Raw genomic sequence first — 26,309 nt, 5'->3', positions numbered from 1 at the left:
TCACCCAATGCACGCCGCGTCAACCCCCAGCTTGTCGGCTACGTCCTGTAGCAAAAGCACGCGCTGCCTGATGGTAGCGTGGGGGTTGAGCTGCGCCCAGATGATCGCGTTGCGCACAATGGCGTTCCAGAGGAACGGTGTGCCGTGCGGGATATCTGGCGCTGCATCGCAGGCGTTCAGCAAATCGGGGGAGTATGTGCCCCCGAATTCTACAGTTCCGAATTCAGTCTCCTTCTTCATCGTTTCTCCAGTTCACGACCTCAACAATCGTGAATGTGGCAGGGATGAATTCCGTGGAGAGAGAAAAGTTTTCCGTGAGAGCAGAAAGGGGTCACGACATGACGCCTGAAGCTATTGCACGGCAGGTTCAGGGCCAGTTGCGTGAGGTTGTTGACGCAACCGGAGAGCGCTCCTGCCTGAAGCAATCGTTCGCTTCTATCGCCCGCAAGACTGGGCTGACGGAAGGGCAAATAAAGCGGCTGTTCTATGGAGAATGGAGCGTTATTCCAGCGCACATTTTCCTGAATGTAGAACGGCTTTACCGAAATCATCTGGCGCAGATGCGTGCGCGGTCTGAACATCAGGCCGCCCTGTATCGCGCCAAAAGTGAAGAATGGGATCGCAAATGGGGCGACTATTCCTCCAATGGCACATCCGTATCACCCGCTGGCGTGCCTGCCGCGCGCTCAATCGAGCCTTCTATTTCCGAGAACTTGCCCAATGGCTGAATGCCAAGGCGGATAAATTGCAGGCGCGAGCGGATAGGCTGGCGAGGGAGTGTGGAGAATGACTGTTTATATCGTAAAAGCAGAGGGCTTAGGCCTTGTGAAGATTGGATATGCAGCAAACCTTTCTGCACGTCTGTCTACTTTGCAGAGCGCTTCTCCTGTCCCGTTAAGCCTTGTTAGGTCATCTGATGGGACCAAAGGCTTAGAAGCATGGCTGCATGAACATTTTTCAGAGTATCGCAAACAGGGCGAGTGGTTTTCCTATCATCCGGATATGCTCATCATTGAGTTTCCTAAAAATTTATGTGTGAACGATAAGGAAAGAGATTTCCCGCTTGAAAGAATTAAACCTGTTGATTTGCGATATGCAGAACGAATTCAAAAAGTTCTTCTTGACTGTTACGGGCGAGAAAAAGGCGGAGCGCAGCGTTTAGCCCATGCCGTTGGATGCACAGTAAAAACGGCAAGAAATTGGATAACTGGAAAATCAGAGCCTCAGTCGCACCATTTTATAGGAATTGTTAGTGTATGCCGTGATGCAGCTCAGCTCATGGACGATATGCTTGACGAGGCCGCAGCGGCATTAGGGAAGCCTCCTCACAAGAAAAGGTTTGTGGATATTCATGATCAATATCCGGATGCCGCAGCATGATGCGCTCCAATAGTCTGAAGTCTGGGGACGTTCTGAGAATTGTCAGGCGATGGGCTGACAGTTTCAAAACAGAATCAGCCGCAGCAAGATCAGTCGGCATTGCTCGGCAAACCCTTAACGAAATGACAAACGGCAAGAAGCCATTTTCTGAGCGCGTTCTCAGCGCCGCCGGAATAAAGCGCATCCAGCCGCCTGCCGAATATTACCTGATGGATGAAATCTGATGACTGAATTTCCAAAAGATCACAATGAGACTGCCAACGTTGGCGGCATTGCTGCCGACCGCCTGCAGTCGATTGTGGATCGATATATACGCCTCGAAGAAGAAAAAAAGGCGCTGGCATCTGACCAGAAAGACATTCTGACAGAGGCGGCCTCTGCGGGTTTTGACAAGAAAGTCCTGCGTCAGCTTATCCGTATTGTCCAAACAAAGGACAAGGACGCCTTGGAGACACAAGAAACGCTTCTTGACATTTATAGAAGGGCGATTGGTGTATGAATACGAAACCCCTTATTTGGAAAACCAGCAATTCTCATCCTGATTATGAGGTGTCTGATTGCGGGGATGTGAGGCGCGCCGATCGAGACGGTATCTTCCAGCGTGGACGACGCCTGCGCGGGATTATAGATGCTGACGGCTATCTGAAATATTCCATTCATTCGCAGGATGGCCGGAAAATTACTGTATTTGCTCACTTTATGGTTGCTGATGCGTTTATTGGCCCTCGGCCCACGCCATTGCACCAAGTGGCGCACAACAATGGGTCACGCCTCCTGAATACACCCGGGAATCTCCGATGGGCCTCGGCGAAGGATAATCAGCAGGATCGTGTTGCGCACAACACGAATGCTGTCGGCGTCAGGAATGGCCGCGCTACAATAACGGACGAGGATGTTTTATACATTCGAGAACGCTACCGTTTCCTGAAGCTGCACAGGCTACCAGTTAAAGAGCTGGATGAGCGCTTCAATTTATGCCGATCTCAAATAATTCGAATTGCTCGAAAGAAAGCTTGGGGGCATGTGCAGCCATGCTGAAAACGCTCCTATCCCCAGACGCTAAACTCCGGCGTGAGAACACTCAACTGCGGGCAGAAAATGCCCGCTTTCTGGAAGCTGTCACGCGCCGGAATGCTGAAAACATCAGATTGCGTGAAGAAAACCGGCAGCTCCGTTTGCAGAACAATGCGTTACGCCTTGGGCGCCGCCGTGATGGCACAGGACGGTTTGCATGAGGGTAATTCGCTTTGAGCTTCCTGAACCCTATCCTCTACTCAACCACAGCATAGGGCAAAGCCGTTTTGCGCTTACACGGATGCGCCAGAAGATGGCCCGCGCCGTTGCCTGCGCGACTGTTAACATGCGCGTTCCTGAGCCATTTCAGAAAGCGCATGTATCTATTGAGCGCTATTCCTGCGGCACTCCAGATCATGACGGCGTGCAGGGTGGCGCCAAGTTCCTGATTGATAGCCTGACTACACCAAAGTTGCTCAATGTAAGGAAGCCGGGAGCCCGCCAGCGTGTGCGGAATAAACGTGGTCTGGGCTTCATTGTGGACGATGGGCCGGAATATGCCACGTTTGATATTCGCTCTGTCAAAAGCCGTTTATGCGACCAAAAAACAGTGGTGACGATTACGGAGATATTGCCGTGATTATCAGCAACTTTTCACCTGCGACCCCGTACCCAACGGGGCGCAAACCTGCTAACATGACGAAGGCCGCTGGTTCGGGGGAACCGGGCGGCCTTCTGACCAATTCTTGAGGTGACAAGACATGGCTGAGAGTTTCTGTACCATGCCCGACCCGCTAACGCCAGCAGATTGCGATTTGAGGGGGTATGATTTCATGCCTCTTTATGGAAATCGTTACTTCAAGTCCTCTAGCTATATGCATGCAGCTTCTGAAAACCCACGCGCCGGCATGGCCGCAATGAAGTTGTGGTGGGAGGCTTGGTATCAAGTTCCATGCGGAAGCTTACCCGATGATGATATTGAACTAGCAATGCTAGCAGATTTCGGGACAGACAAGCGTGGCTGGGCCAAAGCAAAAGAAATTGCCTTGCGTGGGTTTGTGAAATGCTCTGATGGCAGGCTTTATCATAAAGAGCTTTGCGAGATCGCGCTGGATAAATTTGACCTGCGCTTAAAGTCAGATGAAAAGCGTGAAGCTGATCGCGAACGCCTGAAAGCATGGCGTGCGAAACAGAAAGAGCGCGGTAATCAGCCAAATATCGAAACGCAGAATGAAACGCGGTCAGAAACTGTTTCTGAAACACATGATGAAACAACTAATGAAACGCACGGTGAAACAAATGACGAAACGCGTTTCGTCGCAGGTAAGAGAGTAGAGAGTAGAGATATATCCTCACTACGTTCGGATACCCCCTGTAGTCCCCCTTCGACATCGAAATCTGACAGTCGCGGCTCTCGGCTTGCTGATGGCTGGAAACCAACCGATGCCATGCGGGCCTTTGCGCTTGACCTGCGATTGAACCCAACGGACATTGGCGAGCAGTTTCGGGATTATTGGATTTCCGTACCGGGAGCCAAGGGCCGAAAGTCTGATTGGGAGGCAACGTGGCGCAACTGGTGTCGGAAAGAGGCTGAGCGCGCACCGAGGAAAACGATTGTCCATTCTCAGCAACTGCCACGCCAAGAGCGTGTTCGAGAGGCATTCGCTGGGGCTCCGCGCTTGGAGGATTTGGGACTATGAGCGCCATAATCACAAAACCATTCGCTCCCATTGAGCCGTCCAGGGATTTCGTTGCGCTGGGTGAAGCGGTTATGCGTGGCGTTCCGATGTTGCGCCGAGACCTGACCCCTGAGCGTGTTGCTGAAGCCCATCGCATAGCCACGCAAGCCCTTGAGCCTGCCGGCCCTGTTTTGGTCACGGCATGGCTGAACAGCCTCTCTGAAGTGGTCGTGAATGCGCCAGACGTTGCTGGAATGGCTGGTGAAAAATGCAAGATCATTTGCGAAATTTGCAGCGATTTACCCGCCGGTGTCTGGACGCGAGAAACGATGATGGCATGGGCGCGTTCTGGTGATCGCGGCAAGTTCTGGCCCGCACCGGCTGAGCTTTACGCCCACTTGCTGCCGTTCGCTGAGAAAATCCGCTGGCAGGTTCACGCAGCGCGCAAGGTGGTGAAGATGGCCGAGGCCGCGAAGGGAGCCCCCAAGCGCCGCACGGCGGAAGAACGCGCTGCCGTTGAGCGTGCCGTCAACGCTTGGAAGGATCGTCAGCCAGTGCCGCCCAAAGACGCCGTAAAGCGGATGCAGCCAGACCAGCCAAGCCTTCGTCAGCGCATTGCCGAGTATCGCCGTCAGCTCGAAACGGCAGGCCCGGAAGCGAGGGCATGGTTGGAGCCGTTCATTGCGAACCTAGAGGCGCAACATGCAGCGATACGCAGGAAACAGCCGCGAGGCTTCACGGAGAGCGTGGTTGGAGAGTGAGAACGAAAATGACTGCATGAGTGGCTACGGTACACTCTGCGGGAAGATATGGGGATTTTAGGGGTATGTCTGAATTGGAGAACAATACCACAGTGAGCGTTTCTGTGAGGCCGGATGGGATGATCGTAACGAACTTCAACCTTAACGATCAGGTCGTTGTTTTCACGCAAAATGCGGCTGGAGCACATCGCTATGCGTGCGATCTTCTCGATGCCTTAGCAGAAGTGCAGAGCAGGGATGCAAAGTGATGCAAGTAATATGCTTCATGTGCACAACAGTTTTCTTATCATGCTTTGTGTTGTGGTTCTTCATCATCAGATGCCCTCACCATTGGAAAATCCTTCACGAAGGCAGAAGGCTTGATGGAAACGGAGTGGTGATAGGCTATTTCTACGACCAAGAATGCACGAAATGCGGAAAGATACGATGCAAGAAAACCTGACCAAACCCGACCTAATAGGCTGGCACGAATGGCCGACCAACCGGCGTAAGGACACACAGGAACTACGCACCGATCTGCCGCCCATACACGAGCCAGAGCCGGGGTTGCTGGATGAGGAAATCCTGCCCTTGCATGACGACTGGATGAAGGGGCCGAAAGGGTAAGTTTTCCCTGTACTTTCTGGGCAGTTTGTGATTCCATCAGCGTATGCAGGAAATCCACCATACATGGGCTGATGTGGGTTATAATTTTTCAACAGGTATAGGCTTTGCGCTGGTATTTGCTGTGCTCGGATACTTCACATGGAAGATCCTGCCATGAAATGGCTCAACAAACGCAAGCCCGTTATCGTGCAAAAGGTCTTGGCTTTTGGGAAAATCACTAAAGGTAGAACGGCGCGCATTTGCGCTGGAGGGTATGAGTTTTCCGAGGGCTATACGCACCAGATGAAAGTTCCGAAAGGGATAGATCGTCGGTATTTGGGAAAGCGTATCATCACATGCGCAGCCATTTATGTTCATTGGCGCGATGAGGATGGGGAAGAGTATAGACGCGTCTTTGCTGCCCCAAGACCAAAGCGGCACCATGATGTATTCATGGTCATGCGGGAACAAGGCGTGAAGATCGAAAGCACGGATATCATCGACATTGTGCAGGGCTTCAATACATCAGATGATGGGTTTGTGGATCGGCGCATCGGATTTCATGTCGCGCGTAATGCCGGACAGATCATTAAGAAGCATGGTCCTGCTGATACGCTATTCAGCGAGGATATGTGGTGACTGAGAAAATGAAATGGCGCGAAAACCTCCCAGACTTTCTAAAGCCCGGCAACGTGGAAACATACACAGCGCCGGTTGATTGGGATGTGGCCTGTGCGTTGCAGAACGTGCGGGCTGGGGTACCGTTGACTGAGGCGCAGAAAGAGCTGGTCAAGAATGCGCGCGACTGACCGCACACCGCCACGCATCGTGATTGGCCTTTGGCTGGTGTTGGCGTTTTTTGAAATTGTTGCAGGATTGGGTGGGTAATATGCAGAGGGCGGCTAAAGTATGGAATATCAGTAAGGGTGGCGCAAATGATATTGCCATACTGAAGGCCAGATATCACCGCCGACAAGGCACTCCAATAATGGATGTCCATCTTGTCCCGCGAATGAATACATCATCTGTTCGTAATCGGTTGGAATGCTTTTCATGCCACAGAATGCTGCCCGAAGCACAGTTTTCGATAATTGATGGCAGTTATAATCACTGTATTAGTTATTTGATTGTTTCTGGGTACTGCCGCCGGTGCCAAAAACAAATCAGGAGTGGCGCTGATTTATCTGAGATGCCTCCTAAATTGGTAACATGGCTCGATAAATTATATTCTGCAGCGCGCTCTAGCCGAAGGGGTAGGGGGATATTCTGCGGAATAAGTAAAGAAGATGTTTACAATTTATGGATTAAGCAAAAAGGGAAGTGTGCTCTAACTGACGTAGAAATGCAGTATTCAGGGATTGGCAAAAATCCCCTTGGGGCCAGCCTTGATCGTATAGATAGCAGCCTGAATTACACACCTAATAATATCCAGCTGGTTTGCTGGGTAGTAAACCAAATGAAAAATAATATGACCATGGAGCAGTTTATGCTGTGGGTTCATAGGTTGGCGCAACACGATGATAACGTGAGGAATGAAGCATGACTAAGTTGTGCATTCGTGAAAATGCTCCGTCATTTGCAGAATTAGCGATCCGTGAAAAACGGCGTGTATCAAAAATGTTCAAAGACGATAAACGGTATGCGGATAATGAGCAGCGCATTCGATACGGTGCCCCTGATGCAGGGGCCAGCGGGCTGGCTATGAAAAAAAGGCCTCGGGAGTTTGTGTCCGCTGTCGGCGCAGAGCGGTTAACCGATGTGTCGCCAATCGATTTTTATTTTTATACAGCTGAATGCCTATCCCAGAGGCAAGCGAGTGCTGGGTGGGAATTAATGGGACTATACCGTGCCGGGTTCCCGCAGCCTCGTATGGTTAGTCGTATTGGTGAGACGGGCCGCGAATTGATTTCTCCCGAACAAGAGGTCGAGCACGCCGAGGCAAGGAGAAAGTTTATTGAATTAACGGAGAATATACCAACTACGCCAGTTAGAATGCTGTCCCGTGTTGTGCGCGGCGAATACCCAGATTGTCATATGGGCGTGCTTAGGTTGCAGGAGGCGTTAGATATCGTCGCCGACCGTTTAAAGTTGCCTCATGAATGATGTTGACAAGAGCCTGAGTTCTTAATAAAAAAGCGATGGCGCTATAGTTGCGTCTAAATTCAAGCCGCCACAGTGCGGCTTTTTCTTTTTCCGGACAAAATGCAGATACTCAGGCGTGGCGACATCGTGCGTTTCAAGCGCCGTGACGCTCTGTGTCTTGATATTGTGTCCGGCCTGTCGCTTCTTTGCGACATCGTGCCCGCAACAGAAAATACATGGCACCGCGCAGACTTGCCGCTGTCGATGATGGAATGCGCGAACGCGGGGCTTCGTCCTGATGTGCGTATCCGGTGTTGGCCACGGTTTGGTTTGATGCGCGGGAATGTATCAGGCCGCGTTTCCAATGCGCTGCTGATTGCAGTCGATGGGCGTGTTCAGCGTGAAGCAATGTTGCGGCAGTTCGAAAACAGTTTCGGGGGCGGCCATCCTTTAACGATGTAGCGCGCATCGCAATCCTGTTCTCTCTAACCGTTGGCTCCCGTGTAGTAGGTATTGGTCAACGGCATGGGTAAAACGTGCCGCCTTAAATTAGCAGCGTTAAGGCAGGAAGCGCATTTTTCATTCTGGAGTGTTGGATATGGCCGGGGAATATCGTGATTTTGATGTTTCTGGTTTGGAAGAAATAATCGCTCCAAGTAAAAGCGAGGCGGGTAGATTTTTCATTTATGCGCTTACGTCATCCTCTTGTGAGGAAATCAGATATATTGGGAAGGCCAAGAACCCGTGGAAGAGACTGCTTCAGCATAGATCGCTTTCCAATAATAGATCTATATCAAGGCATGTGACGAACTGGCTGCGAGGCCTTATTCTTGAAAAAGATATGCCTCGAATGTTTGTTTTGGAAAAGTGCCTAGATTGGGAGGAGGCTGAGAGCCGATGGATTGATCTTGCTAGACGGGCAGGGCTGCGGCTCACCAATCTTGCGGATGGTGGCAATTCACTAGCTCATGCATTACGTGCAAAAAAGACTTCTGCCTACAATGGCTGGACGCCGATACAAAAGATTATCCAGAAAGAGCGGCGACTTGAGCGTGATATGCGGCGATTAGGATTGGATGATATTGCCAATCGTTCTCTGGAGAGGCTCGCAAGAATAGAGCGGGCTCTTCAGGCGGCCTATTCCCGAGAGGGGAGGCGATCCGCAACTGATCGAGTAAATAAGATGCTTGAAAAGAGACGCCCGGACTTGTTTGCGCTGTGAGGCGGAATGGCTAGAAAAATAACGAGAGAGAAGACAAAGGTGGGTAGGCCATCTGTTTTCTCAACGTCTATCGGGAATGAAATCTGCGCAAGAATTATGGAAGGCGAGAGCCTAAGATCTATATGCCAAGATGACCACATGCCGGGCCAAAGAACGGTATTTGAGTGGCTCGATAACGACGCGCATGAAAATTTCCGCAGCAGGTACGCGCACGCACGCACGCGTGCGACGGAAGTATTTGAAGATGAGATTATTGATGTTGCTCGATCTGCAACTCCCGAAGACGCGAATGCGCGCCGCCTGCAAGTTGACGCCCTCAAGTGGGTTATGTCCAAGCGCGCACCAAAAGTCTATGGTGACAAGGTCACGCAAGAACTGAGTGGCCCAGACGGCGGCCCGATAGAAGTGAAGGGCGGCGGCGTTTCCGGCTTGCTCAACGCGGCATTACAGGAAGATGGCTCTAACTCAGGCTGATATTGCTGATTACCGCAAGCTGCGCGGTATCTGGCGTAAAGATCCTGTTCTGTATGCCCGTCAGCGCTTGGGGCTTAACCCAACCACGCAACAGCGCCAGTTGCTGGAGGCTATTGCCCCGCCGGGTGCCAAGGTGTCGGTGCGGGCGGGTCATGGTGTCGGCAAGTCGGGTTCTACGTCTGCGGCGATCTGGTGGCATCTGGAGTGTTACGAATACTGCCGCATTCCATGCACGGCCCCAACAGCATCGCAGCTTTACAATGTTCTTTGGGCGGAGCTTTCCAAATGGGGGCGTCGGTCTGAAGAGCGAGCGCGTGCAGATGGCCTGCCGGAAGAATTGTGGCTGGCAAACCTGTTTGACCGCAATCAGGACAGGATATCTGATAAGGGCCAGCCCGCTGAGTGGTATGCTGTTGCCCGCACAAGCCGCCGGGAATCTCCTGACGCATTGCAGGGCTTTCATGCGTCTGACGTGCAGATCACGGATGATAACAGGGCGGTAGAGCGTTCATCGTCCGGCGGTTCAATCATGTTCGTGATTGAAGAAGCTAGCGGCGTTCCTGACGAGATATTCGAGGTTGCGGAAGGTGCGCTTTCTTCTCACGGCGCGCGTCTGCTCATGGTTGGCAACCCAACGCGCAACACAGGTTTCTTTGCGCGCTCCCAGAAGCAGGACAGGGCGCTTTACACGGCGCTCCACTTTCGCTGCTCTGATAGCCCGTTGGTTGACCCCAGCTACCGCGCTAATTTGGTGCGCAAGTATGGGGAAGGGTCAAATGTTGTTCGCGTGCGTGCTGATGGGGATTTCCCTAAGCAGGACGACGATGTTCTGATCCCTCTGGAAACGGCAGAGGCTGCGCTTGCACGTGAACCAGCGACCGGAAAATACGAGCGCAGGCTGGGTGTGGACGTTGCCCGCTTTGGTGACGACAGAACAACATTTGTCCTGCGTGAAGGCCCGCGCGTTGAGAAAATAGAAATCAGGGCCAAGCAGGATACGATGGCCACAGCCGGGATGGCGGCAGATTTCTTTCGCCGCTGGAAGGCTGACAGCATTTACGTTGACGTTGTTGGCGTGGGTGCTGGTGTTGCTGATCGGTTGCGTGAACAGAAGCTGCCGGTCGTGGATGTGAACGTGGCTTGCCGTGCGCCCGATGAGGTCGTTGCGGAAGACGCCAAGCCCGCGAAACTGCGCGATTATCTGTGGCTGCAGGTGGCCGCTTGGTTGCGCACTGGTGACGCCTCCATTCAGGCAGAAAGCAAGGACAACGCAGAGGATCTGGCCGCCGAGCTTTCAACGGTTCGGTATGGGCTGGACAGTTCTGGCAATCTGCTGGTGGAAAGCAAGGACGCCATGAAAAAGCGCGGCCTGCGCTCTCCTGATATTGCCGATGCTCTGGGGCTTACTTTTGCGCCGGGGCCTAAGAAGGCTTTTAACTTCAACTCCATACTGAACCGTATTTAATGCTCTCTCGTCTCCGCTCACTGTTCCGGCCATCAATAGAGCCGGATCCGCCGCGTGTGCGCGATGAGCCGCGTCTTGCGGTCAGTGAAAAGAAGAAGATGGATTGGGGCCGGGCTGCTCCGAGCGTTGGCGCGCCGCCATTGCGTGATGTGTTTAAGCCGTACACGCCGCCGCCGGGCGTGCAGGGCTGCGGCCAATCTGCACTAGCCATGGATAGCGGCGCTACGACCGGCGCTACCCTCATGAACTGGATTGGGGAAGCCGTTTCCGAAGGTGTTGTTTTCCTCGGATACCCGCGCCTTGCTGAAATGGCGCAGCGGGCTGAATATCGCAATATGGTGGAAATCCTTGCCACGGAATCAACCCGTGAATGGATTGACTTCCAGGCGGTTGGCAAGGACGACAAAGGCCAGCGCATCGACCAGTTGCGCAATGAGTTCATCCGCCTGAAAGTGCGTGAGCGTTTTCGGGAGATGTCCGAAATGGACGGCTATTATGGGCTCGGCCTGCTATATGTGGACGTGGGGCAGGCGCGCACAAGCGATGTAGTTTCCATGCCCTTACTGCTTCGTCCTGAAACCTTCAGGAAGGGATCGCTAAAAGAGCTGGTCGCTGTTGATCCGATCTGGGCTGCCCCAAACCAATACAGCACGTCAACGCCGCTTGCTTCTGATTTTTACAAGCCCTCTACGTGGTGGGTGCAGGGTGCAAATGTGCATCACACGCGGCTGCTGCGGTTTGTGTCGCGTGATGTGCCAGACATCCTGAAGCCGACATATAACTTTGGTGGTCTGTCGTTGGCGCAGATGGCCAAGCCGTATGTCGATAACTGGCTGCGCACGCGCCAGAGTGTTTCCGATCTGATCAACGCCTTTTCGGTTGTGGCTCTGTCTACCGATATGTCGTCCTATCAGCAGGACCCTGAAGGTTTGCTGGGGCGTGTGGAGGCCTTCAACCGCTTCCGCTCCAATCGCGGCACGTTCCTGCTGGACAAGGACAGTGAGGAAATCCAGATCCTGAATGCCGCATTGGCTGGGCTGGATAAGTTGCAAGCGCAGGCTCAAGAGCAGATGTGCTCAGTGGCTCAGACACCGCTTGTGAAATTTACAGGCATTACGCCAAGTGGTCTGAATGCTTCTTCTGACGGTGAGATCCGGGTGTTTTACGACCGGGTGCACGCTTATCAGGAAAACACATTTCGAGATCCCCTCACAGCGATCATGCATATGTGCATGCTGAACCTATGGGGCGAAATAGATCCGGGCATTACGTTCGAGTTCAATACGCTGTGGCAGGCGACCGATGAGGAAGCCGCGGCCATCGAAAAAACCAAAGCGGATATTGATGCCGAGTATATTGACCGGGGCGTAATCTCGAACAGTGAAGCGCGGGACAGGATCGCGGCTGACCCTGAGAGCATTTATCAGGGCGTAGTGGAGCGAGGCAGTGAAGCGCCAGAAGTGCCTGATGAGGGCGATAATCTTTCATGAAGACACGTTTTATCGCTCAATCCGTAGAGCCGGATGGGCGTAAAAAGCGTGCGCCAAATGTGCGGCCTGTCTTTTCCAATCAGGGTATCTGGGCGAAGTATCATGCCGTTCTGGTGCATCATATTGCCTGTATGCGGCAGGACGTTCTCAAACGCGTCTTGGCTGCGTATGAGCAGTTTGACGCTCGTCAGGCGCAGGATGAAACGCCCCTAGAACGCCTTAAGCGCACTTTCTCGAATATTCTGGAGCAATGGCAGGGGCACTTTGACAGGCACGCTGAAGATCTAGCTTCTCAGTTTGTGCAGCAGGCTTCCGGCCACGCGACCAGAAGCGTTCGGAACAGTCTGCGTGATCTTGGGTTCACGGTGCAGTTTCAGGCAACGCCTGCCGTAAAGGAAGCGGTAAGCCAGGCGCTCACTGAAAACATTGGCCTGATAAAATCCATCCCGACTGAATGTCTGGGTGAGGTTCAGGGGTTGGTGGAAAAGTCCGCTTTGGCCGGGCGTGATCTTGGCACGCTCACCGATGAGATCAAGCGCCGGTTTGATGTTGCAGATAGCCGGGCGGCTCTGATTGCCAGAGACCAGAACAACAAAGTTTCGGCCAGCATAACGCGTAGACGGCAGCAGGACCTGGGCATCTCGGAAGGTATCTGGCTGCACTCTGGCGCGAGTAGGCACCCGCGCCCCGAGCATGTGGCCGCTAATGGCAAGCGGTTCAATCTAGAGAAGGGGCTTTATCTCGACGGGCATTGGACGATGCCCGGTGAAGATATCAACTGCGGGTGCACATGGCGGCCTATTTTACCGGGGTTTAACGATGGTTAATACAGACCGCGTGCAAATTGCATTGGATGCGGTGCAGAGCGTGCGCGAGAAATCGCCAGAGGGACACTTGCGGATTACGCAATGCGTTCTCTCCAGCGCGTGCGTATGCCCGTACTATGGGCGCGAAATACCGGGCTGGCGTGAGTTGGGGCTTGAGCCGGAAACGATCTACCAGCTCTACCGCGACCCGACGGCACTGGCGCAGGCCGCTGATACCATGCGCGGCAAGCCGGTTCTATTCATGCACCAACCTGTTTCTGCCGGGGATCACCCCGCGGAGATTACAGTCGGCAGCGTGACGGATGCGCGGTTTGAAGATCCTGACCTCGTTGGCTCGTTCACGGTCTGGACGCAGGACGCTATCGACGCAATCGAAAGCGGAGAATTGAAGGCTGTATCAGCGGGGTATGCTTACAAGGCAATTCCGCAAGGTGGCGTGCTGAATGGCCAGCCCTACAGCCTGACGATGGTTGATATCGTATTCAACCATCTCGCACTTGTCGCAACGCCGCGTGTTCCTCACGCAATTATTGGAGATGCGGCGCTTTCTTCCACGGAGAACACATTGTCACAGACAAATGGAACGGCGCTGGAAAAGCGTCGCGCTAAGCTGCTGGAGGCTATCAAGCCACTTCTGGCCGCTGATACAGACATCGAGGTCTGCAAAAAGGCTATCGATGATGCAACATCAGCCACACCTTTGCCGCAGGGCGCCCCTGAACCCGGCAAAGGCGCAAAGGACAGCGATGTTGCAGATGCACTGCGCAATCTTCTTGCGACCCGCGTGCCTGACGACATCATGGATCAGGTTCTGGCCCTTGTGCAGAACGTGGAAACCGAGGGTGGCCTGAATGCAGGCGGCACAGATGATGATCCGCAGGCCATGGCCGAACGTATGAAGGCCGCTGGCCTTACTGATGATCAGATTGCCAAGTGCATCGCCGCCATGACCGCGCAGGGGCAGGATGACACTCCGGGCGAACGTGAGGCCGCAGGAGCAGCGCGTGCAGATGCCGAGAAAGAAGCCGCCCGTCGTGCGGAAGCTGCTGGCGCTGCGCGTGAGGATAAAGAACGCGGAATGGATAAAGGTATTACCAAACAGGCGATGGATGCGGCTCTCGCCAATGTTGCTGCAACCGTAGAGCGCAACACGATTGCCCGCATGAATGCACTTCATGCTGCGCGTGATGCCGTGAAGCCTTTTGCTGGTGAAGTGGCGCTAGATAGTGCTGCGGCTGTGTATCGCTTTGCCCTGAAAGAAATGGGCTTGGATTGCACAGGCATTCCTGATGCCGGGCTTGAGCCACTGTTCAAGCAGGCCGCGCAATTACGCACTCAGGTAACTGACGCTCCGGCAAAGAAGATCGCGCAAGACAGCAAAGGTACCGCTGATTTCCGCGAGAGCTTCGGCCTCAACCGCATTCAGGTGAAGGGATAATCACATGGCATTTCAGCAGCAGGTAAATGTTGAACCCGCACTTGGCGTTGCGGGGGATTTCGCATCCATGAACCCAACGGCGAATACGCTGGCGGGTGAGGGCGCATTGGTCGCAGGCGCTGGCGGTGTAACTGTTGGCAAGTTTGGGTGGATTCAGGCAGACGGCCAGACCGTTCTGAACGCGCCACCGTCAGGATCAACGGCTGCCCCCGATGGCTTTGTGCATCGTGACCTTACTGCCCAGATCGACAATTTTTACGATGAAGCCGGGATGGTTGTTCCAGAAGGATTTATGGTCAGCCTGTATCAGGCTGGTGATTTCTTTGCTGACGCCTCCACCGCAGCTACGCGCGGCCAGAAGATCTTTGCATCTACCACGGATGGCAGCGTTTCTACCGGTGCTGCAGGGGCCAAGGTTGCAGGCTCTGTTGAAACCAAATTCTACGCCGCCAACGCATGTGCCGCTGGCGAGCTTGTTAAAATCTCCACGTGGGATCATTCATAATGGATAATTTTCAGGCACAACTGGCGGAACTTAACCGCCTAGGCTTTGTGATGCCCGAAGCAAAGGGTATGATCAAAGGCAACGCGCTACTGGCCACGGACGCCATGGCGATGGATGCCCAGCCCGCACTTTCTACCACGGCCAACGCGGGTATCCCTGCGTTCATGTCTGCGTGGATTGACCCCAATCTGATCAAGGTTGCATTCTCCCCCATGCGTGGCGGTGAGATTGCGGGTGAGGTCAAGAAAGGGGATTGGGTTACCAAAACAGCCGTGTTCCCCATGGTCGAAACCACGGGTGAAGTTTCCAGCTATGGTGACTGGAACAACAACGGTCAGGTGAACCTGAACCCGAACTTCCCTGATCGGCAGTCCTATCATTATCAGGTCTTTGCGACTTGGGGTGAGCAGGAACTGGATCTTGCTGGACAGGCACGCATTCAGTGGGCCGCTGGCCTGCGAGAAGCCGCAGCGCTCAAGCTGAACAAGTTTCAGAACAAGACCTACTTCTTCGGTATCGATGGTCTGCGCCTCTACGGTTACCTGAACGACCCGCGCCTGAACGCGGCTATCGTGCCAGAAACCAAGGCGGCAGGCGGCACATCATGGAAAAACGCCACGCCGGAAGAACGGCAGGATGATGTGATTGACCTCATCAACCAGCTGCGTAAGCAGACCGCTGGCATGGTGACGACTGACAGCGCCATTACCATCGGCCTGTCTCCTACCAGCATGGGCCTGCTGACCCGTAAAAACCAGTTCGGCATGTCTGCGCTTTCACTGCTGACGGACACCTACAAGAAGCTCCGCTTTGTTGAGGCTGTCGAATTTGGCGATGAAATTGGCCAGACCGTACAGACCATGATTGCCGTGGTTGACCAGGTCGATACGCAGAAAACTGCCGAAGCGGCATTTACCGAAAAGCTGCGCACGCATGCCATTGTTACGGAATCCTCTGCATGGAAACAGAAGATGTCTCAGGGCACATGGGGCGCGATCATCTACATGCCTGCGGGCGTTGCAACCATGACGGGGATTTAAGATATGAGCGGCACAACATCCAGCGCCATCGTTATCGGCTGCAAGCTGGCCAACGGCGTTATCCTGCGGCTGAAAAACAGGCCGGGCGTAGAATACAAACTGAACGGTGCCAATGCTGCACGCGTGATTGGCGGGTATGGCCTCACCACTATTCCATCTGATTTCTGGGATGCTTGGGTGAAAGAGAAGGCCGGGTTCCCGCCTTTGGAAAACAAACTGATCTTCGCGCAGCCAACGGTGGCCAAGGCAGAAGGACAGGCTAAAGAGCAGGAAGCGGTCAAGGCGGGCACAGAGCCGCTTAACCCTCAGAAGCCCGCTCCGGGCATTACCCCAGCCAAGTAAGGTGCAGGCGTGGCGATAGCGCAGTTTGATTATACAAAATGGTCGGCGCGTTATCCCACGCTGGCCACTTATGTGAATGCAGGACTTGGCGGCGCTTTGTGGGAAGAGGCCGGTTTGTATCTCAACAATACAGACGCTTCACCCGTGCAGGACGTGGGCAGGCGTGGCATTTTGCTGGGGATGATCACAGCCCATCTGGCGCAGCTTAATTTAAGCGCGCAGCAAGGAGGCTCTAATGTGGTGGGGCGCATCGCATCGGCGTCAAAAGGGAGTGTATCGCTTTCGGCTGATATGGGGCCTGTCACTAATTCTCAGGCATGGTGGGTGCAAACCAAGTGGGGCGCGGCCTATTGGGCAGCCACCGCTTTCTTGCGCACAGCACGATATGTTCCGGGGCGGCCACAGCCTGCGTGGTCATGGCCGTAAAGGCAAAGGTGCGTGGAGGCGGAAAGTTGCGTGCGTATTTGCAGCAACTTGAGCGCAATTCAGAAACAGCCCGCATGGCGCGGGTAGGGTTTTTGGAAGGTTCCACGTATCCAGACGGTACGCCTGTTGCTGAGATTGCTTCTATTCAGGAGTTCGGGGCCTCGATTGATCATCCGGGCGGCACGAAATACATCACAGATGCTGTGGTCGGAAAGCGTGGGGCAGAACGGATAGCCACGCGCTTTGTAGGTAAAGACTTCCATGGCAAAACCAAGGAAACGGCGGCGCATAAAATCGTTATCCCACCACGTCCATTCTTTCGGACTGCCATAGCCAAAAACAAACAGGAGTGGGCTGATGCGCTGGTAATAAGCATGAAGCGCACGGGTATGGATTCCGCCACATCCCTTGGCCGCGTGGCTATGCTGATGGTGTCGGATATTCAGAAGTCCATCATTGATTGGTCAGACCCACCGAACGCGCCCAGCACGATACGCAAGAAGGGTTACAACAACCCGTTGGAACATACCCGCACGATGCTCCGGGCGGTTGATGGCGAGGTGAAGTGATGAACCTTTTCGGGCCGGTAACAGGCATTATATCGGCGGTTAACCCGTGCATACAGGCCATATTAAGGGCAAGTAGCGGCAGTGAGACACTTCCTAGCGGGCGTGTGACTCCTGAATACACTGAGGTCTTGATCACCATTCAGGTGCAGGCCGCCAACAGCGAGGATTTACAGCAGGTTGCCAACCTCAACCAATCCACTGATGCGCGCTCAGTTTACGTTTATGGGCATATCAAGGGCCTAGACCGAGCGCACCAATTTGGCGGTGATATCCTTGTTTTTGATGATTCAGAATGGCTGGTTGTCGGCCAGCCCGAACAGTGGGGCAGCGGTGAATGGTGCAGACTGGTAGTGGTGCGGCAGACCCCATCGCAACAAACCTGTCCGAAGATGATGTAACAACGGCACTGCGGGCCTTTTTGCTTTCTATTTTACCCGCAGGAACAGAGGTTAGGCTTGGCCAACAGAACCGCGTGGTCGCGCCTCTGGGCCTGTTTGTGCTTATGACCATTGTTGTGCGGCAGCAGATTGCTACCAATGGCTCAAAATACGGCATAGGCACACGCACAGTAAGTAGGCAGGAGCATGTTACTATTCAGGTCAGCGTGTTCGGCCCCGGCGCTGGCGACATGATTGAGCGCATCGTGACGCTTTTTCGTGATCCTTACGCCTGCCAGTTCTTCCAGCAGGAACGCCCTCAAGGGGATGTGGCACCGCTTTATGCAGATGACCCGCGCCAGACTGGATTCATAAATGGCGAGCGCCAGTATGAAAATAACTGGAATGCAGACCTGCACTTGCAAGCCAACTACCAATACACAATCGCGCAGCAATTTGCCGATGCCGCCACGATTGACCTGATCAATGTGGACGCGGCTTACAGCGAGAGCAACTCATGACATTATCGATTAAAAGCATCGTCAACGTGACGCCGAGCGTGGTGTCTCCTGCCGGTACGGTAAACATTCTCAAGGGGCTGGTCTTTTCTACCAATGCCGCTTTGGATGCTGGTGTAAGCTCTTTTTCTACGCCGCAGGCTGTGGCAACCAAATGCGGGGCAGACAGCATCGAGGCGAGTATCGCCAGCATCTACTTTGGGTCGTATTCCGGCTCTTTGGATACGCCGTCCACCCTGTATTTTTACTCGCTTCCAGCCGCTCCAGTGAATGCTGATTATGGAACATACCTCTCTGCTGCCGCTGATGCAGAGGGTGATTGGTCTGGGTTCATGTTCGCTCAGGAGCCGAATGCTGCGGCTAAAACTGCCATTGCCACGTGGATGGGGGCGAACCCTAATCGTTACTGGGGTGTCATTCAGGATGCAGACCCCAATATCCTGACCGCCAATGCGACCGCTACATTTGGCGCGACCGTGAAGGCCAACAGCACTCCGGGGCTGACGTGCGTATGCAACGCAGATGGCAACGGCACGCTGATTGCCGCCGCAGCCCTTTCTTGGGCGGCATCTATCAATCCCAACCGGACGAATGGGCGCACAACGCTAATGTTCCGCCGGTTCTCTGGTGTGACGCCCTCTAATATCTCCAATACGCAGGCCGAAAACCTGCTGGCGAATGGCTACTGCTTCTATGGCAGCTACAAGGCCAACGACACATCATTCAACTGGTTTGTGGACGGATCCGTATCCGGCTCGTTTGCGTGGGCTGATAGCTACCTGAACCAAATCTGGATGAACGCAGATTTCCAGATCAATCTGGCGAATATGTTCTCCAACGTTGGGCTCATCCCATACGATGCGGTGGGGGATGGAATTATCTCAACGTCCGTTCAGGCAACCATCAATACGGCGCTTTCCTTCGGGGCCATTCAAGCTGGCGTGACGCTGTCTGACGATGAAGCCCTGCAAGTAAATGCCAAGGCCGGGAAGACCATCAGCACAACGCTGCAAACTCAGGGCTGGTATCTCATCCCCGGCGCTTCTATCGCATCTGCTGCTACGCGGGCCACACGAGGCACGGTGGACGGCATGTTTTTCTATATGGACGGTGAGAGCGTGCAGTCCATCTCTCTGGCGTCTGTGGAGGTCCAATAACAATGTCTGATTACGATATCACAGCCGCCAACTCGGTTTTCACCATCACTGTGCCGGGGCTTTATAATGCCCCGATCACATTGGAGAACTATGCGGCAGATCGCGCATTTGAAACGGAAGCGCGGGAATTGATTGAAACCCAGATGAGCATTGATGGCTACCTGAACGGCGGCTGGGTTCCCAACCCCGTAACGCAATCAATTTCTTTGGCTGCCAGTAGCGACAGCGCTGCGATTTTTGAAGTTATTGTCGCCGCGCAGGACGCAAAACGCGGGTTGTATCGCCTAGGGGCAGAAATTCAGATCCCATCAATCGGGCGCAAATACACCATGGTGCGAGGTCTGCTGCGCTCTATTGTGAGCGTCCCATCTGCCGGGCGAGTTCTTGAAGCGCGAACGTTCGAAATTATCTGGGAGCGGGTTCTCCCGGCGGCTATCTGATGCGCACGTTCGATTACACAGTTTCCGCAGAGGGGGCGGATAAAGGAAAGTCCTTCGTGATTACACGCATGGATGCCTTTACGGCGGATAAATGGGCTCGGCATGCGGTGCAGTCAGCTATCCGTGGCGGCGCGCGTATCGGGGCGACACTAGCGGACTCCGGAATGGCAGGTTTGGCGAGCGTAGGGCTGGAGATTTTTGGCTTCATGGATGAGGCCGATCTTGATCGCGCATTCGATAAACTCATAGCGTGCGTCAAAATCCGGACCGACCCAGCCAACCCTAATATGACGCGCGCTGTTATTGCCTCAGATTTTGAGGAGCCAGACACACTGGGGCTGGTGAGGGGGGCGGCGTTTGATTGCCATGTGGGTTTTTTGCTGGCCGCCGCGCGCCAACTTTCTCCGCTCGTGGCGGCGTTACTCCCAACGGAAAGCCCCGTAGAGAACCAATCTCCTGCCTGAACGTCTCACGACCCGTGGCGTCCGTTGTGGCGTCCGGGTTAGCCACGCTGCATGAACTGCAAACGGTTTATGACAGTGAAGACCTTTACGATCTCCTCGAAATCGCATCCGTGCGAAACTATAACGCCAGCCTGTAGGGTGCTTCATGGCCGCCAATGTTATTGATCAGCTTGTTGTCATGTTTGCGATTGATAGCAGGAAAGCAACTTCCGGCGCAAAGGAAGTTGAAAAAGCCATTGATGGCCTGACTGATGCGGCAACGAGCGGTGCCGAAGCAAGCGAGAGCGCCGCTAAATCCACGGAGCAAGCATTCCAGCGCACAGGTCAGGCTATCCGCCGGACGGGTGGCGCGCTGCAGGGGGCGCGCCGCAGCATAGAGGGTAATAATCGGGCCATAGACGGCTCAGGGAAATCTGTTGTCGAGACGGGTAAGAAAATCGTCAAAACGACAGATAAGACCGATAAGTCGATGGACAGGTCCCGTGAAAAAAATGTGCGCAATGCACGGGATGTGGGAGATTCTCAGAAAGAGTTAGCCGATACGCTACGGCGGACCAAAGGCGAGGCTTTGCGCGTCATGGCGATTTTGACCGCCGGACGTGGCATGAAGGAGTTCCTATCCTCCACCACAGCCACGTCAGCCGCAGCTGGGCGTATGGCGCATAACCTCGGCATGACAACGCAGGATCTGACGGCTTGGCAAACTGTCGCCAAAGAAAGCGGCGGCACGGCTGACGGTATGGCGAGTTCTTTGCAGGGGATTGTCGACCAGTTCCAGACCATTAGCGGGCAGCAGAACTTAACGAGGGTATTCTCAAGTATCGGCGTCAATCTAAAAGATAGCAACGGTAAGCTCCGAGACCGCACGCAGATCATGATGGATCTGGCGGACAGGTTTTCAAATATAGACCCCACACAGGCTAACACGTGGGGCCAGATGTTGGGGTTTGATCAGGGCACTATCAACACGCTGGAGCGTGGGCGTAAGGAGCTGTCTGGCTTGTATGATGAAGCCAGAAAAAATGCGATTACCCCGGAACAGGCATCCGCGTTTTCTCAACTCCAGCAGGATTGGGTTCAGCTTACCACTCAGTCCGATGCTTTGGGGCGGTCTATCCTGACCAGCCTCGTTCCGCCAATGCATGCGGTGCTCAAGGATACTTCTGAATTTATCGATAAGTATCCCAATCTAGCCAAGGGAATTGGCATTACAGGCGTAGGGTTGGCTGGCATCGCCACAACTCTTGGAAGTATCGCATCCGTCAAAATTGGTGGCAGTCTTCTTGGAGTGCTGGGGAGGGCCTGCACATGCGGAGAAGGTGAGGGGATTAAGAAGGACGCAGCCAAGGCAGAGGGAGGAAAGGCAGCAACAAAGGAAGTCGCAAAAGATGCCGCTGAAGCAGGGGGCAGCGTGGCGGCTACAGGTCGAAGAAAAGCTGCCGCCCCTATATTGCGCCGTGTTGGTCGGGATGCGTTACGATATGGAGGCAAAGCTCTGCGCGTTGCGCCCTTGGCAGCCGTCCCATACGAAATACTAGCCGATGCTACGCCGACAGCTAAGGATGACACTATCCCGCGTGGATCAAATTCTGCCCGCAGCGCAGTTAGTAATCCAAGCCGCTTTGGTCTTTTTGCTCAATCGGTCGCCAAGATTGAAGACGCCCGCTACAACCAGATGGGTGGCTATAATAACGCCTATGCTGGGAAATATCAGATGGGCAAGGGTGCAATTAAGGATGCTGCCCGTAGTCTGCATGAAACGGTCCCGTCACAAAGCCAGTTTCTTAGTGATCCAGATATGCAGGAACGCTACTTCCGTGCGTATACTAGCCAAAACGAGAAATATTTGTGGGCTCATAGCGATACATTTCGCAACGCTTCAGATGCCCGGAAAATGGAAATATTGGGGTATGCTCACAATCAGGGGGCTGGTGGGGCGCTTCAATGGCTACAGACTGGGGTGGCGGCGCAGGATGGGTTTGGAACGCGAGCTGACCGATACGCCAATGAAATCCACGCCAACTTTGCCGCCAATAACATGCTGGACAATATGCAACCCTTAATCCAGCATGCCGCGGGGCCAGTAAATAACAACAGCACCTCAAACAGCCAAACGATTCATGTAGATGCGATTACCGTGAACACGCATGGGGCTAACCCTGATTCCGTGGTGCGAGCCATTCATCACGAATTCGGCGCGGCAGCTGCATTGGGGCACCAAACAGCCACCCGCCTGGGGTAAAATTTACTGGAGAGGCACATCCATATAATGCTGGAATGAATGTGCATCCGGTATCCAGTGCCATACCGGGGCGGAGAAACCGGGCTCAATGATGGAGATATTGTTAACTCCAGCAGTTTGGGATGACAGCACGACTACACCGCCCCCGGTCACACGCAAAAGCGTGCGGTCATTCCCGTCTAAAATTACCACCATGTCGCCAGCATTGCCGTAGCAAACGGAGTCAGGGAGAAGGATAATTTTTGAGTTAGGAAGGCTGGGCCCAAGATCAATTGGCGAGATCTTCGGTGTTATTTCCTGATCGCAATTATCAACGTATTTGAGAGATGCTGATTTGGTTTTGTCAATCAATCCAGCATCGCTTGGTTTGGCATCCGGCATGACATCATCTGAATATGACTTCCCCCCCTGGATTTGCTGCGGCAGGTCGGCCGCTGCTGCTTGCGCCAATGGAGAGGATAGAAATAGAGAGATCGCGAGGGCAATTTTTTTCATCACAGACCTAATATCTTTTTCCAAAAAGGTTTTCGTTTTTGTGGGGCGGCCTCAATTTCCGGATCTTTAGATATCTGCAGAACACCGTCTTCTGACTCTTGCTTCTTTTGAAGTTCACTCCTCAAAAGCTCTTGAGCGGCTTTCTTGCCGCCTTTAACCCACAGTGCATGTTTCCCATCATCAATCCCCTCGATGATTGGACGCCATATGCAACCGCACCATTCCTTGGACGTGCAACATTTTCCAGATCCGGGAAGGCCGTCGTCTCCGGGGGCTAATAAGCAAAATTTACGGCCGTCATTCCTTTCCGCAACGGTGCATCGGGAATAACTAGGGCCTGAATCTACCCATATGCCAAAGTATATACCTGCCCTGCTTTGTTCTTTGGCTTCATATTCTGCGATTTCTTTTGTTCTCTGGCGCATGATGTCTCTATATTTGCGCCAAGCTGGGTCTTTGTAGTCTGGCCTTCCTTTCCAATCCGCACCATCAGGCCATGGCTTGGCTCTCGGGTCTTCAGAAGCTTCTTGATCTCTTTGCGGCAGTTCTTCTTTGCTCAAATCACCCTCCCTAAAACCCCCGCACCATAGCCGTACGGAGCGTCTTGTGGGAGTCGGGGTTCTTGTACCTTCTAGTCTCTTGTACTAGGCTTATGTTTTGATGAAATAGGAGGCGGTATGTCACAAGCGCACGAATGGGCTATGGAAAAAGCCATTGAACTACACAAGGGCGCGGGGGTCTCAGCAGAAGATTTGGCTGCTACCGCTGAGACCATTCGCCGCTATTGCGCGGGGGATTTTGAGGGCAAAACGCTCCCCGTAAGTTTATCGAGCCTCCTTACCGTCAACGGCAGCGGCCACTTGCCGCAGCAACGTTAAAACATATTCGCGGTCGGTATTGGCTGCGCCCATTGATGTAGGAACAAGCTGCTTCTTTTCAGCCGAGGCAATGCTTTTAGCAGCCTGCCAAATAAGGCCTTCACGGGTCAACTGTTGATCGTTCATTTGAGACTCCTTTTGCAAAAGGCTTCGGACGAAATTCGTCCGAAGTGTCTCAACCTGTCACGCACCAAAGATTCCAGCATAATCAACCCTACCCAAAGCCGTGTGCATGGCCTGAATGGGGGTGAGGAATCTGGGGCTAGAAGGGGATTTCATCGTCTAGTTCTGGAGCAGGAGAATCTGTCCATGAACGCGCCCGAGGCCAATTCTCTCCTAGACGGAAATAACCTTCGTCGTCCACGGTTCCCACTTGCATTGTTCCATCTTTAGAGATGGAGCCAGCGTCTCCCGTCCTCATGCCAAATCTGACGCAGTTATCTTCAATTTCTAAGCGATTTACCCGAGTGTGCCCCGTCAGAACTTCCTTGGCGATATTTCGTAAGTCTCTGTCTATCTTAAATTGGGCAGCAACCTGCTTCATGATGTCGTCGATTGAATCTCGTGCCTGAAGCGCCTCGCTTAATAGCCGTCGCACAGCCTCAACTTCTGAGGGGATATTGTTATCAGCTTGGTACGCCCTGATTCTATCTAAAAGCTCAACCGGCAGAACATGAATTCGACGCTCGGTCGTTGGTTTTTCTTGATCTTCCGCCATTTCTATCTCCGCATGCCAACGTATGTACATTTTCAGCACAAATAATGGTGACATATCAATTGACACACATGGTGACATATGGATATTCATGCAGAGACGCACATAGTTGCGTCATGCGGTAAGAGGAATGAAAATTGGCATATACAAATGGTTATAGGGCATATCTCCAAAAGGAGGATGTTTCGCGCGTCCAATTGAGGGTGCCGAAGGAGATCGTAGATGCGATCGATAACTTTGGTATTCCGAAAGGTTTTCGAAGCCGAAATGCAGCGATCATTTACCTGATTGAGCGCGGTTTGGCAGACGCAAAAAAGGCACCAGAGCACGGCCTAGGAAACCGCTCTGATGCCTCTGACAGTGAATAAGGAAAACACTGATATGAATTCTATTATCACATCGGGCATCACGCCTGCAATGATTCCAGGTATTCGTAAGGCCATTGAAATCTGCGAAGAATATGCCGCAGAGAATTGTTTAATTTGTGTTGATGAGGTGGAGCGCCTTTGCCAGTCAAATGATTGGAAGGACGTTACCAAGCATGAATTGGCAGCCATTCATCGTCATCAATCAAATCTTTGCACAAGGATTGCAGACCATCTGCGCGCCCCGATTGGCGAAGGAGATGCGGCATGAGCGCAAATCTCCCCATCCCCGCAGAGTTCGCCGAAATTGCTGCTATTTGCGTGGCTTCTGAAATGACCATTGGCGGCAAGGTTGTTCTCGGCGTCGAAGGCCGCGCCCTCCATGAGGGCCTAAAAGTAGGTAGGGCTTTTGGTGCTTGGATGCCAGGGCGCATAGATGAGTATGGCTTTGTAGCAGGTCAAGACTTTGAAACTTATGATGGTTTGAGCGTTCCCAAATCGGAAAGCTCAAAATCTCGCCCTCAAAAGACAAAAGAATACCGTCTCACTATCGATATGGCCAAGGAACTATCCATGGTCGAGAACAACGAGAAGGGCCGGTTGGCTCGGCGGTATTTCATCTGGCGCGAACAGCAGGCGTTTTCAGCACAACCATCCGTCTCGGTTGCGGAAATCGAACGCCGTATGATGCAGGCTCTCGGCGGCATGATGAAGGGTATCGTTAACAAGCAGATCACACCCAAGATTGAGCAGCTTTCGCAAAAAGTCGATGGCGTTCTTGCTGTCCGCCCCGCAGGTGTGGCGGTAACAAGCAGCCGTACTGCCCGTGGATGGTTGCAGCATTATGGCGTAGTGAAGCGTAAGCGCGGCATGTCGCAAAGGGTATCGAGCGCCCTTAAGAGCCTGTCTTTCCGAATGGGCTATGTGGTCAGCCAGACAGCGGAGGAGGGGAAGCTCTGCTTCCATGAAGTTGTAGCAAACGCCTATTTTGGCGTTGGCGCAGGCCGTCACCTTTTGCCTAAGACCGTTAAAGACCAGAAGGAAATGGGTTTGGAGCCCGCACCATCCCCTTTTCACCAAACACCAGCGTAAGCGCCGCAAAGGCCAGCCACCCTTTCGAGGGTGGCAACGCTGGTGTGAGGATGAGCGATACAGAAATTGGGCAGGCCCTGTTTAACGCATCTCTGGTAGCGCCAACCGTTAGGTGCAACTTCCGCAGAACGCGGCCTGAACTTATGGCATTTCTGAAAGAAGGCGCAAAAGCCATCACCCAACTCTGGCACGACCTTGAGGAAGAAGAACGGGCTAGGGTGGGGCGGAAGGCCCTGGCTTGAGGGAGAGGCGGCTTTTGGGCCACCT

At 53.5% G+C, this 26,309-nt stretch carries 41 protein-coding genes; 36 read left to right on the top strand and 5 right to left on the bottom strand.

The features are described from left to right. Positions 1-240, bottom strand: coding sequence for a hypothetical protein (locus EOV40_RS09990; protein ID WP_128105844.1), 240 nt, complete (start codon positions 238-240; stop codon positions 1-3). Between the two features lie 98 nt (positions 241-338). On the opposite strand from EOV40_RS09990, the gene EOV40_RS09985 reads away from it, so the two are divergent. The 33 genes from EOV40_RS09985 to EOV40_RS09830 all read left to right on the top strand — a co-directional run bounded on the left by EOV40_RS09985 (position 339) and on the right by EOV40_RS09830 (position 22,497). Then, positions 339-728 carry a hypothetical protein gene (locus tag EOV40_RS09985; RefSeq protein ID WP_128105843.1) on the top strand — a complete coding sequence of 130 codons (390 nt, stop codon included), beginning with the start codon at positions 339-341 and terminating at the stop codon, positions 726-728. Positions 729-786: 58 nt separating this feature from the next. Continuing rightward, positions 787-1,380 carry a GIY-YIG nuclease family protein gene (locus EOV40_RS09980; protein ID WP_128105842.1) on the top strand — a complete coding sequence of 198 codons (594 nt, stop codon included), beginning with the start codon at positions 787-789 and terminating at the stop codon, positions 1,378-1,380. Further along, positions 1,377-1,604, top strand: a complete 228-nt coding sequence (locus EOV40_RS09975) for a hypothetical protein (RefSeq protein WP_128105841.1) — start codon at positions 1,377-1,379, stop codon at positions 1,602-1,604. The genes EOV40_RS09980 and EOV40_RS09975 overlap by 4 nt, the downstream gene beginning before the upstream one ends. Next, on the top strand, positions 1,604-1,879 hold the full coding sequence (locus EOV40_RS09970) for a DUF2312 domain-containing protein (protein ID WP_128105840.1): 276 nt from the start codon (positions 1,604-1,606) through the stop codon (positions 1,877-1,879). The genes EOV40_RS09975 and EOV40_RS09970 overlap by 1 nt, the downstream gene beginning before the upstream one ends. Next, positions 1,876-2,418: an HNH endonuclease gene (locus EOV40_RS09965; RefSeq protein WP_128105839.1), complete on the top strand. Its 543-nt coding sequence runs from the start codon at positions 1,876-1,878 to the stop codon at positions 2,416-2,418. The genes EOV40_RS09970 and EOV40_RS09965 overlap by 4 nt, the downstream gene beginning before the upstream one ends. After that, positions 2,412-2,615 carry a hypothetical protein gene (locus EOV40_RS09960; RefSeq protein ID WP_128105838.1) on the top strand — a complete coding sequence of 68 codons (204 nt, stop codon included), beginning with the start codon at positions 2,412-2,414 and terminating at the stop codon, positions 2,613-2,615. The genes EOV40_RS09965 and EOV40_RS09960 overlap by 7 nt, the downstream gene beginning before the upstream one ends. Beyond that, the gene (locus EOV40_RS09955; RefSeq protein WP_244296893.1) at positions 2,612-3,034 is read left to right on the top strand and encodes a hypothetical protein; all 423 of its coding nucleotides are present in this window, start codon (positions 2,612-2,614) and stop codon (positions 3,032-3,034) included. Before EOV40_RS09960 ends, EOV40_RS09955 begins: the two co-directional genes overlap by 4 nt. A gap of 121 nt (positions 3,035-3,155) precedes the next feature. Continuing rightward, on the top strand, positions 3,156-4,094 hold the full coding sequence (locus EOV40_RS09950; protein WP_128105837.1) for a DUF1376 domain-containing protein: 939 nt from the start codon (positions 3,156-3,158) through the stop codon (positions 4,092-4,094). Beyond that, positions 4,091-4,834, top strand: coding sequence for a hypothetical protein (locus tag EOV40_RS09945; protein ID WP_128105836.1), 744 nt, complete (start codon positions 4,091-4,093; stop codon positions 4,832-4,834). Before EOV40_RS09950 ends, EOV40_RS09945 begins: the two co-directional genes overlap by 4 nt. Before the next feature lie 65 nt (positions 4,835-4,899). Continuing rightward, positions 4,900-5,082, top strand: coding sequence for a hypothetical protein (locus tag EOV40_RS09940; RefSeq protein ID WP_128105835.1), 183 nt, complete (start codon positions 4,900-4,902; stop codon positions 5,080-5,082). 163 nt (positions 5,083-5,245) lie between these two features. Beyond that, the gene (locus tag EOV40_RS09935) at positions 5,246-5,440 is read left to right on the top strand and encodes a hypothetical protein (RefSeq protein ID WP_128105834.1); all 195 of its coding nucleotides are present in this window, start codon (positions 5,246-5,248) and stop codon (positions 5,438-5,440) included. A gap of 138 nt (positions 5,441-5,578) precedes the next feature. Continuing rightward, positions 5,579-6,058 carry a hypothetical protein gene (locus EOV40_RS09930; protein ID WP_128105833.1) on the top strand — a complete coding sequence of 160 codons (480 nt, stop codon included), beginning with the start codon at positions 5,579-5,581 and terminating at the stop codon, positions 6,056-6,058. Beyond that, positions 6,055-6,228 carry a hypothetical protein gene (locus EOV40_RS15005; protein WP_167506868.1) on the top strand — a complete coding sequence of 58 codons (174 nt, stop codon included), beginning with the start codon at positions 6,055-6,057 and terminating at the stop codon, positions 6,226-6,228. The genes EOV40_RS09930 and EOV40_RS15005 overlap by 4 nt, the downstream gene beginning before the upstream one ends. A gap of 50 nt (positions 6,229-6,278) precedes the next feature. Beyond that, entirely contained in the window at positions 6,279-6,962 is a 684-nt protein-coding gene (locus EOV40_RS09925) for a hypothetical protein (protein WP_167506867.1), read from the top strand. Continuing rightward, entirely contained in the window at positions 6,959-7,522 is a 564-nt protein-coding gene (locus EOV40_RS09920) for a hypothetical protein (RefSeq protein ID WP_128105831.1), read from the top strand. The genes EOV40_RS09925 and EOV40_RS09920 overlap by 4 nt, the downstream gene beginning before the upstream one ends. Before the next feature lie 126 nt (positions 7,523-7,648). Further along, positions 7,649-7,963 carry a hypothetical protein gene (locus EOV40_RS09915; protein ID WP_147748153.1) on the top strand — a complete coding sequence of 105 codons (315 nt, stop codon included), beginning with the start codon at positions 7,649-7,651 and terminating at the stop codon, positions 7,961-7,963. A 136-nt stretch (positions 7,964-8,099) separates the two neighbouring features. Further along, on the top strand, positions 8,100-8,723 hold the full coding sequence (locus tag EOV40_RS09910; protein ID WP_128105829.1) for a GIY-YIG nuclease family protein: 624 nt from the start codon (positions 8,100-8,102) through the stop codon (positions 8,721-8,723). A 6-nt stretch (positions 8,724-8,729) separates the two neighbouring features. Then, positions 8,730-9,197, top strand: a complete 468-nt coding sequence (locus EOV40_RS09905) for a terminase small subunit-like protein (protein ID WP_341873034.1) — start codon at positions 8,730-8,732, stop codon at positions 9,195-9,197. After that, a complete protein-coding gene (locus EOV40_RS09900) occupies positions 9,178-10,662 on the top strand; it encodes a hypothetical protein (RefSeq protein ID WP_128105828.1) in 1,485 nt (494 codons plus the stop codon). Before EOV40_RS09905 ends, EOV40_RS09900 begins: the two co-directional genes overlap by 20 nt. Then, positions 10,662-12,152: a DUF1073 domain-containing protein gene (locus tag EOV40_RS09895; RefSeq protein WP_128105827.1), complete on the top strand. Its 1,491-nt coding sequence runs from the start codon at positions 10,662-10,664 to the stop codon at positions 12,150-12,152. The genes EOV40_RS09900 and EOV40_RS09895 overlap by 1 nt, the downstream gene beginning before the upstream one ends. After that, positions 12,149-12,979 (top strand): phage head morphogenesis protein, encoded by an 831-nt coding sequence (locus tag EOV40_RS09890; RefSeq protein WP_128105826.1) that lies wholly within the window; start codon positions 12,149-12,151, stop codon positions 12,977-12,979. The genes EOV40_RS09895 and EOV40_RS09890 overlap by 4 nt, the downstream gene beginning before the upstream one ends. Beyond that, the gene (locus EOV40_RS15540) at positions 12,972-14,417 is read left to right on the top strand and encodes a DUF2213 domain-containing protein (protein WP_244296891.1); all 1,446 of its coding nucleotides are present in this window, start codon (positions 12,972-12,974) and stop codon (positions 14,415-14,417) included. Before EOV40_RS09890 ends, EOV40_RS15540 begins: the two co-directional genes overlap by 8 nt. A gap of 4 nt (positions 14,418-14,421) precedes the next feature. Beyond that, positions 14,422-14,922, top strand: a complete 501-nt coding sequence (locus tag EOV40_RS09880) for a structural cement protein Gp24 (protein ID WP_128105825.1) — start codon at positions 14,422-14,424, stop codon at positions 14,920-14,922. Beyond that, positions 14,922-15,962 carry a major capsid family protein gene (locus EOV40_RS09875; RefSeq protein WP_128105824.1) on the top strand — a complete coding sequence of 347 codons (1,041 nt, stop codon included), beginning with the start codon at positions 14,922-14,924 and terminating at the stop codon, positions 15,960-15,962. The genes EOV40_RS09880 and EOV40_RS09875 overlap by 1 nt, the downstream gene beginning before the upstream one ends. A gap of 3 nt (positions 15,963-15,965) precedes the next feature. Continuing rightward, positions 15,966-16,304, top strand: a complete 339-nt coding sequence (locus EOV40_RS09870; RefSeq protein ID WP_128105823.1) for a hypothetical protein — start codon at positions 15,966-15,968, stop codon at positions 16,302-16,304. 9 nt (positions 16,305-16,313) lie between these two features. Continuing rightward, positions 16,314-16,730 carry a DUF4054 domain-containing protein gene (locus tag EOV40_RS09865; RefSeq protein ID WP_128105822.1) on the top strand — a complete coding sequence of 139 codons (417 nt, stop codon included), beginning with the start codon at positions 16,314-16,316 and terminating at the stop codon, positions 16,728-16,730. Beyond that, entirely contained in the window at positions 16,721-17,299 is a 579-nt protein-coding gene (locus EOV40_RS09860) for a hypothetical protein (protein WP_128105821.1), read from the top strand. Before EOV40_RS09865 ends, EOV40_RS09860 begins: the two co-directional genes overlap by 10 nt. Before the next feature lie 128 nt (positions 17,300-17,427). Continuing rightward, entirely contained in the window at positions 17,428-17,697 is a 270-nt protein-coding gene (locus EOV40_RS09855) for a hypothetical protein (RefSeq protein WP_244296889.1), read from the top strand. Then, positions 17,634-18,197 (top strand): phage neck terminator protein, encoded by a 564-nt coding sequence (locus EOV40_RS09850; protein WP_128105820.1) that lies wholly within the window; start codon positions 17,634-17,636, stop codon positions 18,195-18,197. The genes EOV40_RS09855 and EOV40_RS09850 overlap by 64 nt, the downstream gene beginning before the upstream one ends. Further along, positions 18,194-19,351 carry a DUF3383 family protein gene (locus EOV40_RS09845; protein WP_128105819.1) on the top strand — a complete coding sequence of 386 codons (1,158 nt, stop codon included), beginning with the start codon at positions 18,194-18,196 and terminating at the stop codon, positions 19,349-19,351. The genes EOV40_RS09850 and EOV40_RS09845 overlap by 4 nt, the downstream gene beginning before the upstream one ends. Positions 19,352-19,353: 2 nt before the next feature. Beyond that, positions 19,354-19,791: a phage tail fiber protein gene (locus tag EOV40_RS09840; protein WP_128105818.1), complete on the top strand. Its 438-nt coding sequence runs from the start codon at positions 19,354-19,356 to the stop codon at positions 19,789-19,791. Next, entirely contained in the window at positions 19,791-20,255 is a 465-nt protein-coding gene (locus EOV40_RS09835; RefSeq protein WP_088364719.1) for a hypothetical protein, read from the top strand. Before EOV40_RS09840 ends, EOV40_RS09835 begins: the two co-directional genes overlap by 1 nt. 145 nt (positions 20,256-20,400) lie before the next feature. Then, positions 20,401-22,497 carry a phage tail protein gene (locus EOV40_RS09830; RefSeq protein ID WP_128105817.1) on the top strand — a complete coding sequence of 699 codons (2,097 nt, stop codon included), beginning with the start codon at positions 20,401-20,403 and terminating at the stop codon, positions 22,495-22,497. A 3-nt stretch (positions 22,498-22,500) separates the two neighbouring features. On the opposite strand, the gene EOV40_RS09825 is transcribed toward EOV40_RS09830, so the two are convergent. The 4 genes from EOV40_RS09825 to EOV40_RS09810 all read right to left on the bottom strand — a co-directional run bounded on the left by EOV40_RS09825 (position 22,501) and on the right by EOV40_RS09810 (position 24,588). Further along, complete coding sequence (locus tag EOV40_RS09825; protein WP_128105816.1) at positions 22,501-22,992, bottom strand: hypothetical protein; 492 nt, start codon at positions 22,990-22,992, stop codon at positions 22,501-22,503. After that, the gene (locus EOV40_RS09820) at positions 22,992-23,552 is read right to left on the bottom strand and encodes a hypothetical protein (protein WP_128105815.1); all 561 of its coding nucleotides are present in this window, start codon (positions 23,550-23,552) and stop codon (positions 22,992-22,994) included. The genes EOV40_RS09825 and EOV40_RS09820 overlap by 1 nt, the downstream gene beginning before the upstream one ends. Before the next feature lie 264 nt (positions 23,553-23,816). Continuing rightward, positions 23,817-23,996: a hypothetical protein gene (locus tag EOV40_RS09815; RefSeq protein ID WP_128105814.1), complete on the bottom strand. Its 180-nt coding sequence runs from the start codon at positions 23,994-23,996 to the stop codon at positions 23,817-23,819. Between the two features lie 136 nt (positions 23,997-24,132). After that, entirely contained in the window at positions 24,133-24,588 is a 456-nt protein-coding gene (locus tag EOV40_RS09810) for a hypothetical protein (protein WP_128105813.1), read from the bottom strand. A 378-nt stretch (positions 24,589-24,966) separates the two neighbouring features. Here EOV40_RS09810 and EOV40_RS09800 point away from each other — a divergent pair, with 378 nt between their 5' ends. Genes EOV40_RS09800 through EOV40_RS09790 form a run of 3 tightly spaced genes read left to right on the top strand, consistent with a single transcriptional unit; the run spans position 24,967 to position 26,284 of the window. Beyond that, entirely contained in the window at positions 24,967-25,221 is a 255-nt protein-coding gene (locus EOV40_RS09800) for a hypothetical protein (RefSeq protein WP_128105812.1), read from the top strand. Next, positions 25,218-26,042 (top strand): antA/AntB antirepressor family protein, encoded by an 825-nt coding sequence (locus tag EOV40_RS09795; RefSeq protein ID WP_128105811.1) that lies wholly within the window; start codon positions 25,218-25,220, stop codon positions 26,040-26,042. The genes EOV40_RS09800 and EOV40_RS09795 overlap by 4 nt, the downstream gene beginning before the upstream one ends. 50 nt (positions 26,043-26,092) lie before the next feature. Continuing rightward, a complete protein-coding gene (locus EOV40_RS09790) occupies positions 26,093-26,284 on the top strand; it encodes a hypothetical protein (RefSeq protein WP_128105810.1) in 192 nt (63 codons plus the stop codon). Positions 26,285-26,309 lie beyond the last annotated feature (25 nt).

The sequence above is a fragment of the Acetobacter oryzoeni genome (genome assembly GCF_004014775.2).
GTDB lineage: Bacteria > Pseudomonadota > Alphaproteobacteria > Acetobacterales > Acetobacteraceae > Acetobacter > Acetobacter oryzoeni.
This window is presented reverse-complemented; position numbering and strand designations above follow the sequence as displayed.